The 19,219-nt window shown below is 59.9% G+C and carries 18 protein-coding genes and 1 pseudogene; 12 read left to right on the forward strand and 7 right to left on the reverse strand.

All coding sequences use genetic code 11. From position 1 onward, the window contains the following. Positions 1-662 precede the first annotated feature (662 nt). Positions 663-764, forward strand: a pseudogene (locus AC1D2R_RS31295) (aldo/keto reductase); the annotation flags it as partial. Between the two features lie 6 nt (positions 765-770). On the opposite strand, the gene AC1D2R_RS31300 reads toward AC1D2R_RS31295, so the two are convergent. The 5 genes from AC1D2R_RS31300 to AC1D2R_RS31320 form a co-directional block, all read right to left on the reverse strand. Beyond that, the gene (locus tag AC1D2R_RS31300; protein ID WP_477973632.1) at positions 771-2,243 is read right to left on the reverse strand and encodes a cyclic nucleotide-binding domain-containing protein; all 1,473 of its coding nucleotides are present in this window, start codon (positions 2,241-2,243) and stop codon (positions 771-773) included. A 350-nt stretch (positions 2,244-2,593) separates the two neighbouring features. Next, the gene (locus tag AC1D2R_RS31305; protein WP_477973633.1) at positions 2,594-3,346 is read right to left on the reverse strand and encodes an SDR family oxidoreductase; all 753 of its coding nucleotides are present in this window, start codon (positions 3,344-3,346) and stop codon (positions 2,594-2,596) included. 58 nt (positions 3,347-3,404) lie between these two features. Beyond that, positions 3,405-3,809, reverse strand: coding sequence for a cupin domain-containing protein (locus AC1D2R_RS31310; RefSeq protein WP_477973635.1), 405 nt, complete (start codon positions 3,807-3,809; stop codon positions 3,405-3,407). A gap of 89 nt (positions 3,810-3,898) precedes the next feature. Then, positions 3,899-4,564, reverse strand: coding sequence for a nitroreductase (locus AC1D2R_RS31315; RefSeq protein ID WP_477973637.1), 666 nt, complete (start codon positions 4,562-4,564; stop codon positions 3,899-3,901). Between the two features lie 82 nt (positions 4,565-4,646). Next, on the reverse strand, positions 4,647-5,576 hold the full coding sequence (locus tag AC1D2R_RS31320; protein WP_477973639.1) for an MBL fold metallo-hydrolase: 930 nt from the start codon (positions 5,574-5,576) through the stop codon (positions 4,647-4,649). Positions 5,577-6,015: 439 nt separating this feature from the next. On the opposite strand from AC1D2R_RS31320, the gene AC1D2R_RS31325 reads away from it, so the two are divergent. Continuing rightward, complete coding sequence (locus tag AC1D2R_RS31325) at positions 6,016-6,759, forward strand: sensor histidine kinase (RefSeq protein WP_477973641.1); 744 nt, start codon at positions 6,016-6,018, stop codon at positions 6,757-6,759. Positions 6,760-6,850: 91 nt separating this feature from the next. Here AC1D2R_RS31325 and AC1D2R_RS31330 read toward each other — a convergent pair whose 3' ends face one another. Next, positions 6,851-7,306: a carboxymuconolactone decarboxylase family protein gene (locus AC1D2R_RS31330; RefSeq protein WP_057472248.1), complete on the reverse strand. Its 456-nt coding sequence runs from the start codon at positions 7,304-7,306 to the stop codon at positions 6,851-6,853. 311 nt (positions 7,307-7,617) lie between these two features. Between AC1D2R_RS31330 and AC1D2R_RS31335 the strand changes: the two genes are divergently transcribed. The 8 genes from AC1D2R_RS31335 to AC1D2R_RS31370 all read left to right on the forward strand — a co-directional run bounded on the left by AC1D2R_RS31335 (position 7,618) and on the right by AC1D2R_RS31370 (position 16,740). Continuing rightward, positions 7,618-8,373, forward strand: a complete 756-nt coding sequence (locus AC1D2R_RS31335) for an SDR family oxidoreductase (RefSeq protein WP_057472249.1) — start codon at positions 7,618-7,620, stop codon at positions 8,371-8,373. Between the two features lie 269 nt (positions 8,374-8,642). Then, positions 8,643-9,296 (forward strand): HD domain-containing protein, encoded by a 654-nt coding sequence (locus AC1D2R_RS31340; protein WP_477973644.1) that lies wholly within the window; start codon positions 8,643-8,645, stop codon positions 9,294-9,296. Positions 9,297-9,704: 408 nt separating this feature from the next. Next, positions 9,705-10,688 (forward strand): alpha/beta fold hydrolase, encoded by a 984-nt coding sequence (locus AC1D2R_RS31345; protein WP_477973646.1) that lies wholly within the window; start codon positions 9,705-9,707, stop codon positions 10,686-10,688. An 81-nt stretch (positions 10,689-10,769) separates the two neighbouring features. Continuing rightward, a complete protein-coding gene (locus AC1D2R_RS31350) occupies positions 10,770-10,910 on the forward strand; it encodes a hypothetical protein (RefSeq protein WP_477973648.1) in 141 nt (46 codons plus the stop codon). Between the two features lie 119 nt (positions 10,911-11,029). Next, positions 11,030-15,025, forward strand: coding sequence for a PAS domain-containing protein (locus AC1D2R_RS31355; RefSeq protein WP_477973650.1), 3,996 nt, complete (start codon positions 11,030-11,032; stop codon positions 15,023-15,025). Then, the gene (locus AC1D2R_RS31360; RefSeq protein WP_477973652.1) at positions 15,022-15,663 is read left to right on the forward strand and encodes a response regulator transcription factor; all 642 of its coding nucleotides are present in this window, start codon (positions 15,022-15,024) and stop codon (positions 15,661-15,663) included. The genes AC1D2R_RS31355 and AC1D2R_RS31360 overlap by 4 nt, the downstream gene beginning before the upstream one ends. A gap of 2 nt (positions 15,664-15,665) precedes the next feature. Further along, positions 15,666-16,043 carry a response regulator gene (locus AC1D2R_RS31365; protein WP_057472254.1) on the forward strand — a complete coding sequence of 126 codons (378 nt, stop codon included), beginning with the start codon at positions 15,666-15,668 and terminating at the stop codon, positions 16,041-16,043. Between the two features lies 1 nt (position 16,044). Next, positions 16,045-16,740 (forward strand): response regulator transcription factor, encoded by a 696-nt coding sequence (locus AC1D2R_RS31370; RefSeq protein WP_477973654.1) that lies wholly within the window; start codon positions 16,045-16,047, stop codon positions 16,738-16,740. Positions 16,741-16,832: 92 nt separating this feature from the next. Here AC1D2R_RS31370 and AC1D2R_RS31375 read toward each other — a convergent pair whose 3' ends face one another. Continuing rightward, positions 16,833-17,765, reverse strand: coding sequence for a LysR family transcriptional regulator (locus AC1D2R_RS31375; RefSeq protein ID WP_477973656.1), 933 nt, complete (start codon positions 17,763-17,765; stop codon positions 16,833-16,835). A 58-nt stretch (positions 17,766-17,823) separates the two neighbouring features. Between AC1D2R_RS31375 and AC1D2R_RS31380 the strand changes: the two genes are divergently transcribed. Further along, the gene (locus AC1D2R_RS31380; protein WP_477973658.1) at positions 17,824-18,573 is read left to right on the forward strand and encodes an SDR family NAD(P)-dependent oxidoreductase; all 750 of its coding nucleotides are present in this window, start codon (positions 17,824-17,826) and stop codon (positions 18,571-18,573) included. 311 nt (positions 18,574-18,884) lie between these two features. Then, positions 18,885-19,219 (forward strand): DUF938 domain-containing protein (locus tag AC1D2R_RS31385; RefSeq protein WP_477973660.1); only part of this gene is annotated, 335 nt, incomplete at its 3' end.

The following is a 19,219-nucleotide window of genomic DNA, read 5'->3' on the forward strand; positions in this document are numbered from 1 at the left end:
GCTGGTGTTCGGTCCATTCGCCGATACCGCGCCGCAGACTGAAATAGTAGAGGTCGTGCAGTGAGACTCTTACCACCAGGTCGCCCTTCGACAACCTGCGGAAAACATGATGGCCGCCCGCGAAGCCGCCCGCTCGCTACAGCGCTATTGAGGGCGCGCTCGCGAGCGGCTTCGCTACCTCTGTCACCTTGCAACACGTGCGGGGACACGAGCGTAGCAACACGTGAGGCATTCAAGAACATTCGAGTGCCGATTGCGACATTACCGCATTTACCCCCGTTCTGGCAGCTATCGATGTTTCCAAAGAACGCCACGAGGTGCTGATCGAAGCACCGGACAAAAAGCGTCGACGTCGAGTGAGCGTGCTCAAGAGCGCACGCGGAAAGGGATCGAGCCCCGTTCGCTCACGGCGACTGAAATTGTGACAAGGCCCGAAGTTTCGAAGTGTCAGTCTTCGCTAACAGCACACGAACGATTTCGCCCGCCGGGGAAGGGCGGGCGGGTTCAAAAACAATCGAAAGAAGCTGGATTTTCATTTAATCAGAACGCAAACGGCCCGCGTGGATGGTATCCATGCGGGCTATCGTATGATGTTTTGTACAAATTTGTTTGGTTGCGGGGGCCTGATCGCACAGAGACTTGTGAATTCGGGTTTCCATGACACAGGTCTGTCCGAGGCGGGCGTCAAGACGATCCGTCGAGCGCATGCCGTCCATCCGGTGACAGCAGTGTATAGCGAGTATTCGCTGTACCGGCGGGGACCTGTTGTATTAAGGCCTCGAGTGCTCCCGATGGATCCGGAATATCGATCGTATGCTTTCGAGGAGGTCTAGCCTTCGTCGTTCGTGCTGGATTGTCGGCATCCCCGAGTTCTCGCCGATCGCTTCTCGGTTGGCCAGGTGCAATGCCAGATCTTCAGCAAGTTCCGATCTCTCTCGCAACAGCGGTGCGAACGCAGTCTGATCGATTTCGAATACCGTTACGCGTGTCAGCGCTTGCAGCCCATGCTTCTCTTTCCTGCCGGCAAGCAAGCCCTCCTCGCCGAAGAAGTCTCCGGGTGCCAATCGTGCGACCTCGTCGTCGCCTTTCTTCATGATCACGATGCCAGCTCTCACGATCATCAGACTGCCAAGGGCCTCCCCTTCCCTGACAATCTCCGCCGCGGCGCTAAAATCGCGTTTTGTGGCCGAGCCCGCAAGTGCATCTCGTTCATCCTGGCTGAGGACGGAGAATACCGGGATCGCGTCGATGAGGCTTTGTGCCATCGGCGTCGGGCGACCTGACTCATGTCGCGAAACCTCTCCCACGGCGACGGGACTCTCCGGGGGCATCGCCAGGTGCAACCCGCTTGCCTTGCAATGTCGGTACACGAGGTCGATGACTTCGTTGCGCGCGGCGCCGCGTTGGGCCGGGCTTGAGACGCGGAATGAGAGCTCGACGGTGACGGCGCTTGCATCGATACCTACGAGACCGACGGTCGGTGCCGGCTCCTTTGCGATGACATTGCAGCTGTCGAGAACGGCATGCATGACCTCGACGATCGATCGCGGCATAACGGTCGGCGCCACGCGGACGGATAGAGCAATCTGATGGTTCTCGTCGGGTCGGCTGACGTTCGTAAGCCCCTGCTTCGCCAGCACGCCGTTTGGCAGTACGACGATGTTGTGAGCACCGGTGAGCAGATACGTCGAACGCCAATTGGAAGCTACGACCCTGCCCTCCGTGCCGTCGCTGAGAAGCACCCAGTCGCCAATGACATACGGGCGACCGAGCGTCAAAGCGATGCCCGAGAACAAGTCGCCCAGCGTGTTCTGAAGTGCAAGCCCGAGGATGATTGCAATTACCCCTGATGTGGCCAGCAAAGTCCCAATCGGAACGCCGAATACGAAAGCCAGGATCGAAAGCAAGACGCCGAGATAGACCGCGGCCACGATCAGGTCCTGAATGAGCCTCGCCTCTCTTGGGCGATGGTCGAGGACGATATAGATGCGAACGAAGCCGATCACGGCCCACGACAAATGGACCCACCAAAGGATCTTGGCTGATACGAACAACGCATTCGCGCCGCTGAGATCGCCTGGATCGAAACGGAAGGGAACAATGCGCGTGCGGGCGAGCACAGCAGTCATGGCCAGAAAGAAGCCGATCTGGACGATCAGGCGGGCGGTCGGGCGTCCCGGACCTTGCAAATGCCAAACGACAATTCCAGCTATCCCGAGAACGCTGATGAGAAGCGGCAACATTTGTACTTCCTGGCCCATAGCGATCTCCCGGAAATCCGTAACGTGCACTCGATCTCGCCATTGAGCGGCTTCACGATGGCGTCATGGTGCCTGACCGAAAATGTGGATCTGATCCAGGCTGCCCTGGACACAATGCATGATGATCGTCACTGGGCTCGGGCGCAAACGAACGATACCGCAGAGACGTCGGGCTGGCTATGAAACCATGGTTTCCCTCACTTCGAGTGGTGAAGGCGGGTGTGGGACTGCCGACAATCCTTCACGGTGATTGTAGACGGGTAGTTGTTCGCTGTTGATGGGCTTGCTGATGAAAGTCGATGCCATTCTGGAAGCTAAGGCCGCGACCTCGCCTAACTGTCCATATACCGGTTCAGCCAGTCTACGAACCGCATGGGGCCAACGTGGGCGAGGTTGTCCGGCAGCAATGTGTCGTCGTTCAATTCGACGCCATAATATCGCGCGCTGTCGTCCGTGATCACCCGGCGCGGGTCTTCGTTTGCTGCGACGAGCATGCGAGCGACCTCGTCGAAGGCGAACTGCTCCGGCCCGGCAAGTTCCACCGTATCGTTCAACGGGGTGCCCAACGCCAACTCGGTGAGCACCTCCGCCACGTCCTCGGCGGCTACGGGCCGCACGGATGCGGAAGGAAGCCGGATTTCGTCGCCATCTGCCGCCATGTCGATCACGCCGCTGATGAACTCGAAGAATTGCGTTGAATGGAGGATAGTATAAGGCCGCCGGGCGGCCCTGATCAGGTTCTCCTGCACCATTTTTGCGCGGAAATAGTCGCTTTCGACAAGGCGAGGCGTCCCGACGATTGAGAGGGCGAGATAGTGGTCGACGCCAGCGTCCGCTGACGCGGCCAATAGATTTCGGGTGGACGTCTTGAAGAACTCCAGAGCGGAGTTGTCTCCGAACGATGCGGCGTTGGTGACGTCGATGACGACGCCAGCTCCCGTCAAGGACGCCCTAAGACCTTCCCTCGTGACGCTGTTCACTCCGAAAGTGGGAGATGCAAGGACGACTTCGGCCCCAGCCTGCCGAAGGCTTTCAACAAGCCTGGTTCCGATCCGCCCCCTCGCTCCCATGACGGTTACTTTCATCGATCCGTTCCCTCCGTTCTGTATTCAGTCTCGGGCATATCGGCGCTTGGGCCGGGCATCACTTTACAGGCAACACCACCGGAGCGCCCTTCTTCTTGAGCAGTACGACGATGAACTTGGCTGGTTTAGTCTTGCTCGCGTTGCGGCTGATCAGGTGAATGTCGGAGGCCCCCTCGTAAAAGGTCTCTCCCGGCGACAGGGTGACTTCTTTTTCCCCCTTCACCTGCATCACGATCGAGCCCTCCAGAACATAGACGAACGCATTTGCGTCATGTTTGTGAATGGGATCGGAACCGCCCGGCCCATATTCGACCGATATCATGAGACCCTCCTTGCCCGGATAGTTGGGAAGATCCTTGCTCATGAGCGATGTGACCTTTGCAGTGTTGTCAGCGGCAACCGCGAAAGTGCCAAGGAGGCTGAGTGTAGCTGTCACAAACAGCGTTTTTAGAACTGGGTTCATTGTCGTAGTCCCTTCGTGGTTGATCAGATGTGCGTTTGCATAGGTCGAAAATTCTAGCGTCCACGCTGAGACCGGGACGGCGTCGGTTACTAGCCGCCGACGAAAGTGACCGTCTCGCTGAGCGGGGCGCGGCCCGTACGGACGTAGCTTACCGTGGGGTCCTCGTACCCGATCGACATGCCGCAGAAGAGGATGAGCCTTTCCGGGGGTGACAGGACCTCCGCGACCGTCTCGCGAACCTGGGACCACGCCATCTGCGTGCAACTGTGAAGCCCTTCGTCGCGGAGCAGCAGCATGACGGTCTGCAGATACATCCCGACGTCGGCCCATTGGGGCCGGCCCAGGTCGCGGTCGATGTAGCAGAACAAGGCGGCGGGCGCGCCGAAACAGTTCCAGTTGGCGATGGCTGCCCGCTGGCGCGCCTCCCAGTCCTCGCGCGCAATACCAAGCGCGCTGTAGCGCTCCTTGCCGAAGGCGGATCGGCGCTCCCCATACGGGGACTTCAGCGCGGCCGGATACATCTCGTATTGCCGCTCGTCCCAGGGGTCGCCGTGAGCCACGCGCTCGACGGCGACCGTTTTGAGCTCGGCCAGCGGCCCGCCGGTCAACACGTAGGTGTTCCACGGCTGAATGTTCGATCCGGACGGCGCCCAAGCTGCGGCGGACAGCACCCGCTCAAGCACCTCCCTGGACACAGGCTGGTCTTTGAATCCGCGCACCGCCCTTCGGCTTGCCACTGCCTCATATACGTCCATTGCAAATCGCCTCTCTACCGCCGGCTATCCGTTTCGTTCAAAGGCCACGCGGCCATCCAATTCGAACTGAGCCACCAAGCGATCAGTAGTCCCAGAAGACCGGCACCCAACGAAAGTCGTCGCCATCGACCGCCACATGGCCGACGGAGGGGAACGGAAGATGGGTGGCCACGAGCAGTTCGCCAGTCTCCGCCAACTCCCGCAGAAGTCGGACCCGAATGCGGGCCGCTTCCTCGGGGTCGTGTTCGAAACCATTGAACCAGTCGGGGTGTTCGAACCCGACCGCGAACACTGCGTCGCCGGCGAACATCAGCCGGTCGTTGCCGGACGCCACGCGGACCACGCTGTGCCCAGGGGTGTGGCCGCCGGTGCGCGTGACGACCACGCCGGGCGCGACCTCATACTCCTCGTCGAACAGCCTCAGGTGGCTGCGATACTCTTCACTGAACCGCGTGGCGGTCGCCCGCAGCGCGTCGGGGAAGCCCGGCGGCATCGAGACGTGGGAGAAATCGGGCGACTCCCAGAATTTGACTTCGGCGGCCGCCACGTGAACCCGGAGGTCCGGACGCAGCCGTTCTTTCACCCCCTCGACGAGCAGCCCGCCTACGTGGTCCATGTGCATATGCGTAAGCACCACGTCGGTTACAGATCCAAGATCGATGCCGGCGGCCGCAAGTCGCTTGATCAACTGCCCGGCCCGCGGCAAGTTCAAGTCCGGGTCCAATCCCAACCCAGCGTCGATGAGGATGGTCTGCTGGCCGCTACGCACAACGACCACGTTCAGCGCCCAGTCGAAAGCGTCTTGGGGCAGAAACATGTCCTTGAGCCACGCCGCCCGGACGGCCGGGTCGGCGTTGTGTCCCAACATCGCGGTCGGGAGCGGCAGCACTCCATCGCTGACCACCATCACCTCGATCTCGCCGATCTGAACAGCATAGCGCGACGGAACCAGCTCGTCGGGATGAGAGGTATTTTCCAAAGTCATGGTTGGTTTCGATGCTGCCTGCGACATGATGGCCTCCTTGTTGAGTTCGGGGCCCGTCGGTCACGAGCCATTTCGCGGATTCTAGGTTGAAGCGCTGTTGGTAGTCGATCACGTCAAGGGAGAGGGAAGACTACACTTGAGAACAGGGCAGCCTATGCTTTCCGCGGACCGCGGTGCAGATTTGGTAGTGAAGAGGTTGGTATGAAGCACTAGATGCTTTCGCTCGCCGCGCGGCGCTGCGCGCAGCTTTGCGTCGTCCGACAGGCGGATGCATCCAATTGTGCATACCGCCTTTCGCGGGCGACCCGTTATATCGAACGCTTTTGCCTGCCGGACAATGCCGGAGCCATACAGCGGTATCGGTTGCCTTAGCCCTCGAACCAATCGACCACAGCCCTGCCTGGATCATAGCCTCTGTCCGCTCACGGACGACGCGTCTGTCGTTCGAGCAGATGAGGAGCTATGCATGTCGCCGACAGATACGAACACCCAGATCTTCAACGACGATCTCGGCAACGCCCGACCGGACGCGATTTATTCAGGTGCACAGCCGGAAGAGGCCATACTCGGCGTCGTCCACGATCTCGGCAATCTCATCCAGATCGCTACGTCGGCTTTGAACATCATCTCACGCAGTTCCGACATGGATGGGGGGTCATCGCTCAGACCTGTGGTCGCCAGCGCGTGTACGTCCCTCCGTCGCGCGGGGATGCTTGTCCAGCAGACGATGCGCCTCGCCCGCGGCGGCCAGGCTGCAGCCGCGCCGGTTGATGTCTGGGCATGTCTCATGGAAATCGAAACCCTGGTCAGGGCAACCTGGGAGCGCAACATCGTATTCGAGCTCTCAGGCGGCCTCGCGCTCCCAGCCCTTAGCTGCAATCGCGTAAACCTGCAGAGCGCGCTCATGAATCTGCTGCTCAACGCACGCGACGCAATGCCCAACGGCGGAGCGATTTCGCTCCTCGCCACGACCGTCCATGGCGACGACGCCACGACTGAGATCGAGCTGCGCATTTCGGACAATGGGATCGGCATGACAAAGGAGGTGCTGAGCCGTGCAAGCGACCCGTTCTTCACCACGAAAGTATCCGGCCTCGGCGGTCTAGGACTCCCGATGGTCAACCGTTTCGCCCAGGAAGTGGGGGGGCGCCTGGACCTGGAAAGCGAACTCGGCCGCGGCACGGTCGCCACGCTGCGGCTACCCTCCTAGCGTCGCGGTCAGAGGGGAGACGCCTTCAGCATGTCGGAAAAGAAGGGCTCGCCGGACGATTCCATTCGTCCGGCGAGCTCCCGTGTCAATCCTACGCGGCGATCCTGCGATCCGCTGGATGCTGCAGCCGGAAACCGATCGCCAGTCTGTTCCAGGCATTGATCATCGCGACGCCGATCGAAAGCGCCACGAGTTCATCCTCCGAAAAAACGGTGCGTGCCGCCTCATAATCCGAGTCCGGCGCATGGGTCTGCACAATATTGGTCAGCGACTCGGCCCACGCGAGTGCGGCTCGTTCCCGGTCCGTATAGAGCTGCGATTCGTGCCAGGCGCTCAGCAACAGCATCCGCTCTTCCGTCTCGCCCTGCTTAAGCGCGTCCTGCCGATGCATGTGCAGGCAATGGGCGCATCCGTTCATCTGCGAGACGCGTACCTTGACGAGCTCCATCAGCCTGGGATCGAAGCTGTTAGCAATCCAGGCCTCGACGGCGACGAGTCCGTCGATGCCGCCGTTTTTCCTGGCCAGTAGGTTCAGACGCTTGGTCATCATGCTCTCCGTGAAATGGTGATCGGGTCGACACCGAAAGGCTCGCCCGGAACATGATGTATGCCTGATAGGACGGACCATGCATCTGGCCCAGATGGTGCATCCCGCTAGCGCCCGGACGAGCCGGGCAATACGGATAGGTCGGACACCCCATCGTTCCGGATACCCTTCCCTATACTTCCGCAGAGGAGGAACGCTTCCCCCGTAGAATAGTCTGGGAGCGCCAGCCGACGCATTCTCCCGCCATCGGCAACCGCCGCGCCTGGCTCTCAATCACGATCAGGCAAGTAACCCGAGAAGGAGATTTAGGCATGAAGATCGTTGTCATTGGGGGCACTGGGCTTATCGGTTCAAAGACCGTCGAGCGCCTTCGGAATAAGGGACACGACGTCCTCGCAGCGTCCCCGAATTCGGGCGTCGACACCCTTACAGGCAAGGGCCTCGACGAAGCTCTTGCCGGTGCGAAGGTTGTGATCGACCTCGCCAATTCGCCTTCGTTCGAGGACAAGGCGGTGATGGAATTCTTCCAGACCGCAGGACGCAATCTGCTCAAGGCCGGCGCCGCCGCAGGCGTGGAACATCACATTGCGCTCTCTATCGTCGGCGTGGAGAAGCTGCCAGCCAGCGGCTACATGCGCGCTAAATTGGCCCAGGAAGAGCTGATCAGGGCCTCGGGCATTCCTTACACGATCGTACACTCGACGCAATTCTTCGAATTCCTTCCCGGCATCGTCGAGGCCGGCGCGGTCGACCAGGCGATCCACCTTTCATCCGCTTATGTGCAGCTAATCTCTTCGGAGGACGTCGCCGACGCCATGGCTGATGTGGCGCTAGGCAAGCCAATGAACGGCACGATCGAGATTGCCGGTCCGGAAAAGGTTCGCCTCAGCGATATCGCGTCCCGGTTCCTGAAATCGATGAACGACCCCCGTCAGGTCGTTGCCGATCCGCATGCGCTCTATTTCGGCACCGAACTGCTCGACGGCTCGCTCGTGCCTGTCGGGAACGCCCGGCTCGGGCGCGTCGGCTTCGAAGACTGGCGCAGCCATTACCAGCCGAGAACGTAACTCTGTTCGGACGGGCCGGCCTGCGCAGGCCGAGGTCGGCCCGTCGCAGACACTGATACGTCAGAACCAACGAGTTGCAGGTCGGCTTCTCTAAATTTCCTGGCGACCATGATGGCGTCAGCGAGAATGCCGGTGACACCGAGCCGGCACGGAACCCGCATGGTCTTCGTCGATGCCGACGAGAAGAACGTGACAACTTACGAAAAGTAGACGAACCCCGAAAGATGTCGGGCCCATTTGCCGCACATCTTTCCAACTAGGTTGACCCCATGCACCCGACATCAGCGACGCAGGTACTTGCCGGAATTTCAGTCCCACGGACGCCGCCCGTCGAGCGCGCCTTGGACTACGCGCACGAACGGTGCGAGCCGTACCTGTTCAACCACGTGGTTCGCTCCTGGCTGTTTGCCGAGCGGATTGGGCAACTCCAAATGATCGAACACGATGCGGAGGTGCTGGCCGTCGGCACGCTGCTGCACGATATAACGCTCGACGAACGCTTTGCGGGGCCACGTCGCTTCGAGGTGGAGGCTGCGGACTTGGCACGCAGCTTTGCACAGGAAGCCGGCTTCGACAATCATCGCTCCCAGCAGGTCTGGGATTGCGTCGCCCTCAATTCGACGCCGTCAATCGGCCTCTACAAGGAAGCCGAGGTCTCTCTCTGCACGACCGGCATCTGCCTAGACGTGGTCGGCCTGCAATATAGCTCCATTCCTTCGTCGGAGATGAAAGCAATCCTCACGGAGTTTCCGCGACTTGGAATGAAGAAGAGGATGACCTTGTGCTTCTGCCACATCGCCGCGACAATGCCCGAAACAACGCACGACAACTTTGTGCGGGATTTTGGAGAGCGCTTGGTTCCTGGCTACAAAGTTGGGGCTTCATCGGTGGATCTGGTGGCAAACGCCCCCTTCGACGACTGAACCGGCGAGGCGGCGTCTTCAGAGACTGCCCGGCTCGGCGTAGGCAAGAAACCGCTCGGTATCCCGACATCCATGATGCGATGAAGGTGCCCTTCGAACTCCAGCAACACATGCTCGCCAAGTACCTTGCCGGCATCGGTTGTCGGCAACCAACGCTGCATGACCGCCAAGAAAACGCGCGCTTCGCTAGCGCGCGTTTTGCGTTTTGACGACCGAATACCGCAGCACCTATCTCCCAAACATCCTGCCGGCGTCTAAAGATCGCGATCTACTGGAACAAACGTTCTATTCGTTCGATGCGGTCACCTAAACTTTCGCACAGTCCGCCGATGCTTCCGTCCAATAGTCTTCTGCGGCGCTAATCGCCATCTTCCTTCGCACGATCACCGCAACCGCGAAGGATAGCGAATGCAAGATATTTCAAATCCATCCAACCCCAGCGTCTCCCGCCGCGACGCCCTCCTCTGGGGAGTTGCCGCCGGTATCGCAGCAGCGTCCCCCGCCGTCGCGACGGCCAAGGCCACGGACAAGAAGTCCCTGCCCACCCCCCTCAACCACGGAAAACAACAAATGAGCACGATTACCACCAAGGACGGCACCGAAATCTACTACAAGGATTGGGGCTCTGGTCCGGTCATTACTTTCTCGCATGGATGGCCGCTGAGCTCCGACGCCTGGGACGGCCAGATGCTGTTCCTCGCCCAGCACGGTTTCCGTGTCGTGGCGCATGATCGGCGCGGCCATGGACGCTCCAGCCAGGCGACATCAGGAAACGACATGAACGGATACGCCGACGATCTGGCCGCCGTCATCGAAGCGCTCGACCTTAGGGACGCGACGCTCGTCGGCCACTCCACCGGCGGCGGCGAAGTCGCCCGCTATATCGGCCGCCATGGCACGAAGCGCGTCGCCAAGGCCGTACTCATAGCCGCGGTACCGCCGGTCATGGTAAAATCGGCGACCAATCCCGAGGGCCTGCCGATTGAAGCCTTCGACGCGATCCGCGCCGGGCTGGTCAAGGACCGCTCTCAATTCTACCGCGATCTCGCCCCGCTGTTCTACGGCGCCAACCGGACTGGTTCAAACGTCTCTCAAGGCACGCTCGACCAATTCTGGCTTTGGAGCATGCAGGCGGGCCTGCTGAACGCCTATGAATGCGTCAAGGCATTCTCCGAAACCGATTTCACGGAAGACTTGAAGAAATTCGATGTCCCGACCCTCGTCCTGCACGGGGAGGACGACCAGATCGTTCCAGTGAAGGATTCGGCCGTCAAGTCCGCACGACTGATCAAGGGCGCCAAGGACATCTATTATCCAGGCGCACCGCACGGCATCACCGCCACGCATCAGGATAAGGTCAACGCCGACCTGCTCGCATTTATCAAGGGCTGAGCCTGCCGCCGTTTACGGAGCGGCAAGCGCCGCTCCGCGTTCCCAGTCTGGCACTTGCACACCAACCCCAAGGAGTGAAGCATGAACGCCACCGCTGAGGTTACGCTGGCGCCGAGCCCGCGTGATCCTGATCTCTCTGGCAGGGACGAACAACCGGAGGGGCTCTATCTCTTTAGCAAACGCGGCGCGGCGACGGCGGCGCTACTACATGGATTTCCATAAGTTGAAGCCGTGCGGTGGCTCGACTAGGGTGGGAAACAAGGTCGCGGCGCCGAGATCTGATAACCACTCCAACGCGCAGGCTGGCGACCACGGATTTCTGTGCCCTGCAGGAGCAGCCGATGACGCGCCTCTGGTCCTACCGCCCCCGCCTCTTGCATCTGAGCCTCTTTTTTGTGGCGTATGTTCTTGGCTGTGCTTTCGCCCAAGCACTCGCGATCGTGCCTGGAACAGGCATTTCTATCTGGCCTCCGGGCGGGCTTTTCATTGCCACCCTGGTCATCGCGCCTGTCGGGAGCTGGTCGTGGTGGGTGCTGACGGGCTGTCTCGCTGAGCTTTTGGGCAATGTACTGTGGTTCCATAGTCCGCTCCCTGCTGCCTTGCTCATGTACGCCGGTAACGCACTTGCAGCGCTGGTCGGCGCATGGCTCATCAGGCGGACCCTGAAGCGGCCGGTACGACTCGAAACCTTGCAGGAGGTTGTCGTCTTTATACTGGTGTGCGCCGGAATTGCGCCGATGGTCAGCGCGACCGTGGGAAGCGCGACGCTTGCCTGGTTCGGAATATTTTCACAAACTTTCTTGGCGGCCTGGCCCCTCTGGTGGATCGGGGATGCCACCGGGGTTCTGATCGTGGCCCCACTGGCGTTGGTGGTGTTCCAGAGTTGGCACGGAAAGGCGGAATACTCCGCCGCGAGATGGGTGGAGGGCTCCATCCTCGGACTCATCTTTCTTGGCGTCGCGGCTCTCTCGCTCAGCGGCTACCTGCCATTTGCCTACATCATCATGCCGCCGTTGCTGTGGGCCGCCGTGCGCTTCGAGTTCAAGGGAGCCGCCGTCACTCTCGCCCTCCTCGCGCTCATAACGGCGATATTCACGGTATCTGGCGCAAGCCAATTCGTCGGCGATGCCGAGACCCAGCGCCATAGACAGATCATGTTGCAGCTCTTCCTGGCGATTTCAGCGTTTTCGGCACTCATCGTGGCCGCCATATCGCGTCAGCACCAGCTAGCGCTGGTTACGTTGCGCCAGAGTATCGAGGCACTCCGTGACCGCGAGCGGGAGCTGGAGCAAATCGTCAACATGGTTCCGGTCCATATCAGGCGGCTAACGCCAGAAGGTGAGCCGACCTTCTTCAATAAGCGTTTGACCGACTTTTTCGGACTGGACCTAGAACAGTTGAGCAAGCCGGGCATGAGCCGGCTGGTGACCAACATAGAAACCCTTGTCCACGCGGAAGACGCACCCGTCCTTCTGCAAGCGGTTCGTCGATCTGTCGCCACCGGCGAACCCTTTTCCTTGAAGTATCGTATGCGCCGCGCAGACGGTGTATATCGCTGGGTCGATGGCCGGGCTGAACCGCTACGCGGCGAAGACGGAGCCATTCTGCAATGGTTCGCCGTCTCCGTCGAGATCGATGACGAAGTACGCGCGCAGGAGGCATTGCGCGACCGGGAGCGGGAGCTGTCGCAGCTCATTGACATGGTCCCGAGTTTTCTATGGCGATTGACTGCGGATGGAGAACCAAACTTCTTCAACCGGCGTGTGATCGAATTTCTTGGTTTCGATGTATCGGCTTTGGATCGGCCGAAAACGAGTCGCATGGATGCCTATATCGAAGCTGCCGTTCATCCCGATGACGCGGCCGCTTTCGCCACTGGTTTCGCGCATGCATTTGCGACTGGCGAACGCTTCTCGATGAAATATCGCTTGCGCCGCGCCGATGGGGTCTATCGATGGGTGGACACGGGCGCAGAGCCGATGCGGGACGATCGGGGCGGCATCGTCCAATGGTTCGGCTTCAGTCACGACATTGACGATCAGACGCGCCTTTATAGCGACATTGCCGAGCGCGAAGCCAGAATCCGACGGCTGATAGATTCGGACATTATCGGCATCGTCATATGGGATCTGGACGGAACACTGATCGATGCCAATGACGCGTTTCTCCGGATGGTCCAGCACGAACGGGAGGACGTGCAAGCCGGGCTCCGATGGCTCGATATGACGCCTCCCGATTGGCAAGATGTGTATGCCCGCGAGGAGGCCGAAGAACTCGCAGCCACGGGCAAGATGCAAGCCCGTGAGAAGGAGTATTTCAGGAAGGATGGTAGCCGTGTGCCCGTATTGATCGGGGCTGCCTGCTTCGAGGGGCAGTCTCGGCAAGGGGTCGCCTACATTCTCGATTTGACCGAACAGAAGGGTGCAGAAGCTGCATTGCGCAGCCGAGAGCGCGAACTGTCGCTACTCGTGGACATGGTCCCGAGTTACCTCTGGCGGATCTCCCCCGATGGGGTGCCTGTTTTTTTCAACAAAAGACTGATCGATTTCCTCGGCTTGGACGTCGCGGGTTTGGATAAGCCGGACATAAGCCGGCTCAACGCATTCATTGAGACCGTTATTCATCCGGATGACGCCGTCGGCGTTGCGGAAGCGTTCGGGCGCTCGTTCGCCAGCGGTGAGCCCCTTTCCATGAAATGGCGGATGCGTCGAACTGATGGCATGTATCGGTGGATGGCGGCCAGCGCCGAAGCGATGCGAGATCAGGACGGTCGCATCGCTCAATGGTACGGTCTCTGCCACGACATAGACGATCAGTTGCAGAGTGAAGAAGCGCTACGAAACAGCAAGCAGCAACTGGAGCAAATGATCGACGCTGTGCCCATCAACATCCTGAGCTACGATCCCGTGGGCAAGCTCACCTCGGCCAGCAGGCGATATCTGGAAACCGTCGGGGTACCGCCGGATCACGTCAAGGATTTCGAGGCGCTGGCCCGGCACTTGGCTCACCCCGATGATCTTCCGGACATGCTGCGGAGAGCGTTGGATGGCTTTGCGACTGGAACGCCTTTCGTGAGTCGCTTTCGGCGGCGCGATAAGGACGGCGCCTATCCCTGGATCGAGGCGCGCGCGCAGCCGTTGCGCGATGCGTCCGGGGCGATCGTGCAATGGTACCAGGTTTCGATCGATATCGAAGACGAGATGCGCGCACAGGAGGCTGTTCGAGAGAGCGAGAAGCAATTGCGGCGGCTTGTCGATGCGCTGCCGACGCTAATCTGGGCCGCCGCTGCGGACGGAGAGCCCACCTATCTGAACAGGAGGCTCGCGGAATATGTCGGCCTGACCTTGGTCGATCTCGAAGCGTCCGATACCACCCGGTTGCAGATGGCGATCCAAAACTCCGTCCATCCAGAAGATGTCGCCTCGGTCGGTCAGGCGCTGGCTCACTCGTTCGCGACAGGCGAAACCTTCACAATGAAATATCGGCAGCGTCGAGCCGATGGCGCCTACCGTTGGATCATTGGTCGCGCTGAACCGCTGTGCGATGCAGACGGCAGCATCCTGCAATGGTACGGCGTGAGTTTCGACATCGACGACGACGTGCGCACGCAGGAGGAATTACGCCGAACGCAGGAGAGACTAGCGGTCGCATCTCAGGCTGCAAGTCTCGCGGAGCTCTCGGCATCTATCGCTCATGAGGTGAACCAGCCGCTGGCCGCCATCGTCGCCAATTCGCATGCATGCCATCGCTGGCTGTCGGTCGAGCCCGCGAATGTAGACCGCGCAAAGACTGTCGCCGAGCGGATGATCCGGGATGCAAACGGCGCGGCCGACATTGTCGGCCGCATCCGCGCCCTATTCAGGCAATCCACGGAGACGAGGAACACCGCGACGCTGGCGAGCATCATTCGCGAGGCGGGAGGCCTTATGGCACAGGAGGGGAATCGGCGCGGCGTTCGCATGGAAATTTCTGTCGAAAGCGACCTTCCACCCGTCTCACTGGATTCCGTTCAGATACAGCAGGTCCTGATCAATCTCATCCGCAACGGCATGGATGCGATGGATTTTGCTGGAGCGGACAAATTTCTAAAGGTGCATGCACATCGTTTGGCGCACGAGGTCCAGACTGAAGTCAGCGATCGGGGGCATGGCATCGAATGTCCCGAACGGATTTTCGAACCCTTCTTCACAACGAAGGAAAATGGAATGGGCATGGGTCTCGCCATCTGCCGATCGATTGTCGAGGCACATGGCGGGCGTCTATGGGCTGAAAACAATGAACCGCAGGGCGCAAGATTCATTTTCACCTTACCGGTTGCAATGAAAGCGGTGCCATGACGATTGATGACCATGTTGTTTTCGTCGTGGACGACGATGGACGTATCCGGGAGGCGCTCGGCGAACTCTTGGAGTCACACGGTATGCGCGCCATCGCTTTCGGGTCGGCGGGCGAATATGTGAACGCCGAGAAGCCGGATGTTCCCGCGTGCCTGATCCTCGACGTCGAATTACCCGATATCAACGGCCTAGAATTACAGCGGCAGATCGCCGAGGGCGATCATCCACCAATCGTTTTCATCACCGGACACGGCGATATTCCGTCCTCGGTACGGGCGATCAAGCATGGCGCAGTGGATTTCCTTACCAAGCCATTCAGCGATGCTGACCTCATGGCCGCCGTTAGCACGGCGATTTCCGAGGATCGGCAAAAACGATCGGGCCGCGCTGAACTGAGCCAGCTGAGGCAGCGGTATCTGGAACTTACGCCACGGGAACGCGAGGTGCTGCCGCTTGTGGTCAGTGGTCTCCTCAACAAGCAGGCAGCGTCCGAACTAGGGATCAGCGAAGTCACGCTGCAGATTCATCGAAGGAATGTGATGCAGAAAATGGAAACAGCGTCTCTAGCCGACCTCGTGCGTATCGCCGAGAAACTGGCGATACCGATTACGCACTCGCGACGGGCTGGAGGAAATTAGCGATGGACAAGACAAAACCGATCGTCGCGGTTGTCGATGATGATCCAAGGCTGCTCGAGTCGCTGGAAGAACTCCTGGAATCGGCTGGCTATGCTGCCTGCTGCTTCCGGTCGGCCGGGCATTTTCTTATCCGGGGCCTAGCGGACTTGGACGTGCTGATAACAGACATTGGCATGCCCGACACGAACGGCTTTGAACTTCGTGACATCGTGAGGAAGGCGCGTCCAGACCTCCCGGTTTTCCTGATCACCGGGCGCCACGAAATCGCTGACCAGAGCCGCGCGCAGGGTATCAGCGGCTTTTTTCGCAAGCCGTTCAATGCCCCTGCCCTGCTCTTCGCCATAGCAGAGGCTTTGCAAAAATCGAGAAATGGAGGGTGACATGAGACTTGACCAGCCGTTCCGTAAATCAGCACCATTGTTGCAGCAGCACCAAGAGCACACGAGCGAACCCTGCGTCATCATCGTCGATGACGACGAGAGCGTACGAGAGGCTTTGTCGGAGCTCATCCTCTCGGCAGGTTTCCAGCCCGTCAGCTTCGCCTCGACGCGAGAAGTGCTCGACGCCGATATTTTGGACCGCCCCGGCTGTCTGATCCTAGACGTGCGCATGCCGGGGGCGAACGGGCTTCATTTACAGCACCATCTGGCTGAGAGCGGCAATACCAAACCGATCATCTTCCTGACCGGACATGGCGATATTCCGATGACAGTCCAAGCGATGAAGGCCGGCGCCGTCGATTTTCTGACCAAACCGGTGCGAGACCAGACGCTGCTTGACGCCGTGATCGCCGGCATTGAGCTCGACGCTGCCCGACGGGCCGAGGCTCTGGTGGTCAAACGCAATCTCGCACGGCTTGAGACGCTCACGAACCGCGAGCGCGAGATCCTGCAAGAAGTTGCACGCGGGCGCCTCAACAAACAAATCGCATTCGACTTGAGTATAAGCGAGGTCACTGTCAAGCTGCATCGAGCAAACGTCATGCGCAAGATGGAAGCCGGCTCCATCGGCGAACTGATCAGGGCATGGGAGACGCTTCCCCCCGCTATGCGCGCGGCCGAGGGGGCCGGATTTTGAAGCAAAGGATCCGGCATGTAGACGAGGCGGAGCCAGGCCTCCGCGCTATCCGAATCGCGCCCAATACCCGTGTTCGCCATGACATGCGTTCCTCAGATCGCTTCGATGATCTTTGCCTCGCGGGCCATGAAGTCACAGAGCAGTTTTACGCGCAAAGGCGGCGTACGGCCAAACGCGTGCAGGGCGTTGAAAGGCAGCTTGGGAAGCGCAGTCTCCGGGGCGAGCGCGACAAGCGTGCCGTCGTCCAGTTCCCTAGCGACCAGGCATCGAAGAAGATAGGCCGCGCCTAGCCCGGCGAGCGCGGCCTGCATGAGTGCGGCGCCGGAGTCGCAATCGACCCGACCTGAGGGAATAAAGCCGCTTCCGTCAGCCAAGCGCAGTGGCTGTGTTACTCCGCCCAACGCATAGCGGGCAAAGGGCAAAGCCGCCAAGGCTTCGGCGGTGGGGGGATTGCCCCAGGTTCTTACAAAATCCGGCGACGCCACGATGGCCATTGGCAGGTCGGCCAGATGGCGAACCATGAGATCTCCCTCTGAGGGAATACCTGCGCGCAACGCGACATCATAATCCTCCCTGATCAGATCGATGAACCGGTCCGTAAGACCGATATCGAGATGCAGGTTTGGATAGTCGGCCGCAAAGCTGGCAAACAAACGTGGGAGCAGCAGAGGAGCGAGCTCATTAGGCATGCTGATGCGGAGACGGCCGGAAGGCGCGGCGCCGGATCCGATCACCTCGTCGCTGGAATCCAGGTCGCGCAACAGCGGCGCAACCCGTCCGAAGAAAGTCTGACCGTCTTGAGTTAGCGTAAGGGCACGAGTGGAACGCAGGAAAAGGCGAGTGCCAATCTTCTTCTCCAACCGCGCCACGCTCTTCGACACGGCGGAAGGCGTCGTGTTTAGATCCCGCGCGGCTGCGCTGAACGAGCCCGCCTCCACCGTTCGCACGAAAGCCGTCAATCCCCGCGTCTCGTTCAACAGGTTCGGCATTTGCGACTCCATGGCACAAATCATGTGCCCGCCCATGATCTAACGAGGCGGACCGACGGCGTCTATCTCTTCTCAAGCTGAAAGGAGATAAACAATGCAACAACTTAAAGACAAGGTCGCCGTTATCACCGGGGGCAATAGCGGTATCGGGAAGGCGACTGCCCAACTGTTCGCAGAAGAAGGAGCGCAAGTCATCATCACCGGCCGGCGGCAGGACTTCGTTAATCAAGTGGTGCATGAAATCGGCCATTCGGCCATTGGTTTCGTAGGCGACGTCGCCAATCTCGAGGATCATCACAAGCTGGCAGACACCGTGAAAAGCCGCTTTGGTGGTCTCGACATCTACATGGCCAATGCGGGTGTCATCAATCTTACCGCATCCTCCAATGTGACGCCGGAAGACTATGACCGGCACTTCACTATTAATACCCGTGGCGTGTTCTTCGGTGTGCAGGCGATCGCACCGCTGATCCGCAACGGGGGGAGCATTATCGTCACGAGTTCGCTCGCAGCCACGAAGGTCCTGCCGGACCATACGGTCTATGCCGGATCAAAAGCCGCCGTCGCCGCCTTTGCGAAGAACTGGGCGATCGAATTCAAGTCACGACGTATTCGCGTCAACATCCTGAGCCCTGGACCAGTCGAGACCGAAATTCTCGCAAAGCTCGGTGTGTCGCAAGCCGAACGTCCCGCATTCGAAGATCACATGGCATCTCTCATCCCTGCTGGCCGTTTGGGTCGTCCGGAGGAATTGGCCCGCGCCGCACTCTTTCTCGCCTCCGACTCAGGAAGCTTCGTCAATGGGATCGAACTTCATACTGATGGCGGGATGAAGTTGGTTTGAAGTTGCCGGATATATTCTAGCCCAAATCGGACCGGGCGAAGCGGAAGTCATTTCCGGTTCGTCCCGAGCCGAATTCGCCTAGCCTTAACCGGAATGACTGGGGCCGGCAGTGGACTGTCGGCTGCCGGACCCCGATTTTCGAAAGCAGACCTTGAGCCTGGCGGGCGCGTGATCTGACGCGAAGCGGACGTTCGGTCCCCTCGGCCGAACGCACGCGCCGACGCCCCCTTCGTAAGTCCGAAATCCTTGGTTTCAGTCCCATCATTTCAGCTATAAGGTGGGAGACATCGCCCAAAGGGGATTCAAGGCCAATGCCCCCAGAGAAGAAGGACCCTTCGCCTGTTGCGCTGGAACAGCGCGACATAAGCGCCGACCAGCGCATGTTCTCACCTTCTGTTGCGCGAAATTCGGCACCGATCCTCGCGGTCCTAAAACGTATCCTTCCAACACATGGCGCCGTGCTGGAGATTGGATGCGGGACCGGAGAGCACGCCGTGTGCTTTGCGGGAGCAATGCCCAACCTCACCTGGCAGCCGAGCGATCCGGATGCCGACGCCCGCACCAGCACGTCTGGCTGGATCAAATTCGCAGGGCTGAAGAATGCGCTGGCACCGCGGGATATTGATGTGTGCTCAGGACAATGGGG

The organism is Rhizobium sp. P1_C7, from assembly GCF_056406295.1.

Coding starts and splice junctions, on each gene's coding strand:
- AC1D2R_RS31340 (WP_477973644.1), top strand. CDS start 8,643: ATGCACCCGACATCAGCGACGCAGGTACTTGCCGGAATTTCAGTCCCA.
- AC1D2R_RS31325 (WP_477973641.1), top strand. CDS start 6,016: ATGTCGCCGACAGATACGAACACCCAGATCTTCAACGACGATCTCGGC.
- AC1D2R_RS31345 (WP_477973646.1), top strand. CDS start 9,705: ATGCAAGATATTTCAAATCCATCCAACCCCAGCGTCTCCCGCCGCGAC.
- AC1D2R_RS31310 (WP_477973635.1), bottom strand. CDS start 3,809: ATGAACCCAGTTCTAAAAACGCTGTTTGTGACAGCTACACTCAGCCTC.
- AC1D2R_RS31335 (WP_057472249.1), top strand. CDS start 7,618: ATGAAGATCGTTGTCATTGGGGGCACTGGGCTTATCGGTTCAAAGACC.
- AC1D2R_RS31330 (WP_057472248.1), bottom strand. CDS start 7,306: ATGACCAAGCGTCTGAACCTACTGGCCAGGAAAAACGGCGGCATCGAC.
- AC1D2R_RS31360 (WP_477973652.1), top strand. CDS start 15,022: ATGACGATTGATGACCATGTTGTTTTCGTCGTGGACGACGATGGACGT.
- AC1D2R_RS31380 (WP_477973658.1), top strand. CDS start 17,824: ATGCAACAACTTAAAGACAAGGTCGCCGTTATCACCGGGGGCAATAGC.
- AC1D2R_RS31370 (WP_477973654.1), top strand. CDS start 16,045: ATGAGACTTGACCAGCCGTTCCGTAAATCAGCACCATTGTTGCAGCAG.
- AC1D2R_RS31300 (WP_477973632.1), bottom strand. CDS start 2,243: ATGTTGCCGCTTCTCATCAGCGTTCTCGGGATAGCTGGAATTGTCGTT.
- AC1D2R_RS31375 (WP_477973656.1), bottom strand. CDS start 17,765: ATGGGCGGGCACATGATTTGTGCCATGGAGTCGCAAATGCCGAACCTG.
- AC1D2R_RS31355 (WP_477973650.1), top strand. CDS start 11,030: ATGACGCGCCTCTGGTCCTACCGCCCCCGCCTCTTGCATCTGAGCCTC.
- AC1D2R_RS31350 (WP_477973648.1), top strand. CDS start 10,770: ATGAACGCCACCGCTGAGGTTACGCTGGCGCCGAGCCCGCGTGATCCT.
- AC1D2R_RS31320 (WP_477973639.1), bottom strand. CDS start 5,576: ATGTCGCAGGCAGCATCGAAACCAACCATGACTTTGGAAAATACCTCT.
- AC1D2R_RS31365 (WP_057472254.1), top strand. CDS start 15,666: ATGGACAAGACAAAACCGATCGTCGCGGTTGTCGATGATGATCCAAGG.
- AC1D2R_RS31305 (WP_477973633.1), bottom strand. CDS start 3,346: ATGAAAGTAACCGTCATGGGAGCGAGGGGGCGGATCGGAACCAGGCTT.
- AC1D2R_RS31315 (WP_477973637.1), bottom strand. CDS start 4,564: ATGGACGTATATGAGGCAGTGGCAAGCCGAAGGGCGGTGCGCGGATTC.